This is a genomic window from Corallococcus sp. AB011P (assembly GCF_003611605.1).
Taxonomy (GTDB): Bacteria; Myxococcota; Myxococcia; order Myxococcales; family Myxococcaceae; genus Corallococcus; species Corallococcus coralloides.
Genome location: NZ_RAVX01000060.1, coordinates 1 through 1,851, shown reverse-complemented (window position 1 = coordinate 1,851; position 1,851 = coordinate 1). Strand labels below are relative to the sequence as shown.

The following is a 1,851-nucleotide window of genomic DNA, read 5'->3' as shown; positions in this document are numbered from 1 at the left end:
AGCGAGAGTTCGAAGCGCGGAGCCAGGTGGAACAGGAGATGCGCCGGCCCTTCGACCTGCGCACGGGGCCGCTCCTCCGCACGCTGCTCTTCAAGCTGGCAGAACACGAGCACGTGCTCGTCGTCACGATGCACCACATCGTCTCCGACGGCTGGTCGCTGGGAGTGCTGGTGCGGGAAGTCTCGGCTCTCTACGCGGCCTTCTCCGCCAGCCAGCCGTCGCCTCTGCCTGCGCTGCCGGTGCAGTACGCAGACTATGCAGACTGGCAGCGTCGGACGCTCGCGGGCGAGACGCTGCGGCAGGAAATGGCCTACTGGGAAGCGAAGCTCTCCGGCGCTCCAGCCGTGCTGGAGCTGCCCACCGACTTCCCACGCCCGGCCGTCCGGAGCACCGCGGGCGCAACCCTCGGCTTCACCCTGTCACGTGAGCTGACGGAAGCCCTCCGGAACCTGGCTCACCGTGAAGGCGGCTCGCTCTTCATGGTGCTGCTCGCGGGCTGGCAGGGCCTGCTTGCGCGCTACACGGGGCAGCAGGACCTCAGCGTGGGCTCGCCCATCGCCGGCCGCACGCGCGCGGAGACGGAGGGGCTCATCGGCTTCTTCGTCAACACGCTCGTCCTGCGCGCGAAGGTGGAGACGGACCAGTCCTTCCGCTCGCTGCTCCAGCAGGTGCGCGCCACGGTGCTGGAGGCCTACGAGCACCAGGAGGTGCCCTTCGAGAAGCTGGTGGAAGTCCTCCAGCCGACGCGCAGCCTCAGCCACACGCCTCTCTTCCAGACGCTGCTCGCGCTCCAGAACGTGCCCACGGAGGACGTGCGGCTGCCGGACCTCCGGCTGCGAAGGCTGGAGACCACCCACTCGTCGTCGAAGTTCGACGTGAGCGTCTTCTTCACGGAGACGTCCGAAGGGCTGCGAGGCACGCTGGAGTACAGCACCGCCCTCTTCAAGCAGAGCACCGTGGAGCGGATGGCCGCCCACCTGCGCACGCTGCTGGAGGCAGTGGCCGCGAAGCCCGAGCAGGCCATGGCCCACCTGCCGCTCCTCTCCAGCGAGGAGCGCCAGCGCATCCTCGTGGACTGGAACGACACCACCGTCACCAGCCCGACGGAGGTTCCCGTCCACGCCCACTTCGCCCGGCAGGCCCAGCGCACGCCCGACGCGGTGGCCCTGGTTCTGGGCGACGCGACGCTGACGTATGCACAGCTGGACGCGCACGCGAACCAGCTGGCCCATCACCTGCGGGCCCTGGGCATCGCCCCCGGTGCGCGAGTGGGCCTCGCCGTCGAGCGCTCCTTCGAGCTGGTGACCGCTCTCCTTGCCATCCTCAAGGTGGGCGCGGCCTTCGTCCCCGTGGACCGCAACGCACCCGTGGACCGCATCGCGATGCTGCTGGAGGACGCGGACGTAGACGTGGTGGTCACGCACCAGCCCTTCGCTTCGTTGCTCCCCGCCTCCGGCACCCGCGTCTGGTTGGATGCCCAGTCCGCGCAGATTGCCTCGCGGCCCACGCATGCGCTGGATGCCCGCGTGGACGGTGATGCCCTCGCCTACGTCATGTTCACCTCCGGCAGCACCGGCCGTCCCAAGGGCGTCTGCGTGCCGCACCGGGGAATCACCCGCCTCGTGCTCGGCAGCACCTTCATGCGCTTCGGGGCCGACGAAGTCTGGCTGCAGTTCGCACCCGTCGCCTTCGACGCGTCCACGCTCGAAATCTGGGGCGCGCTCCTGCACGGCGCGAAGCTCGTCCTCGCGCCGCCGCACTCCCTCTCCCTGGAGGAACTGGCCGCCCAACTGCGTCACCACCGCGTGACGTCACTGTGGCTCACCGCCGCCCTCTTCGAGCAGATGGCCC

At 69.6% G+C, this 1,851-nt stretch carries 1 protein-coding gene; it reads left to right on the top strand.

Annotated elements, in window-relative coordinates:
* Positions 1–38: 38 nt before the first annotated feature.
* Positions 39–1,851, top strand: a 1,813-nt coding sequence (locus D7X30_RS41310) for a condensation domain-containing protein (protein ID WP_233592127.1), incomplete at its 3' end; no start/stop codon positions are given.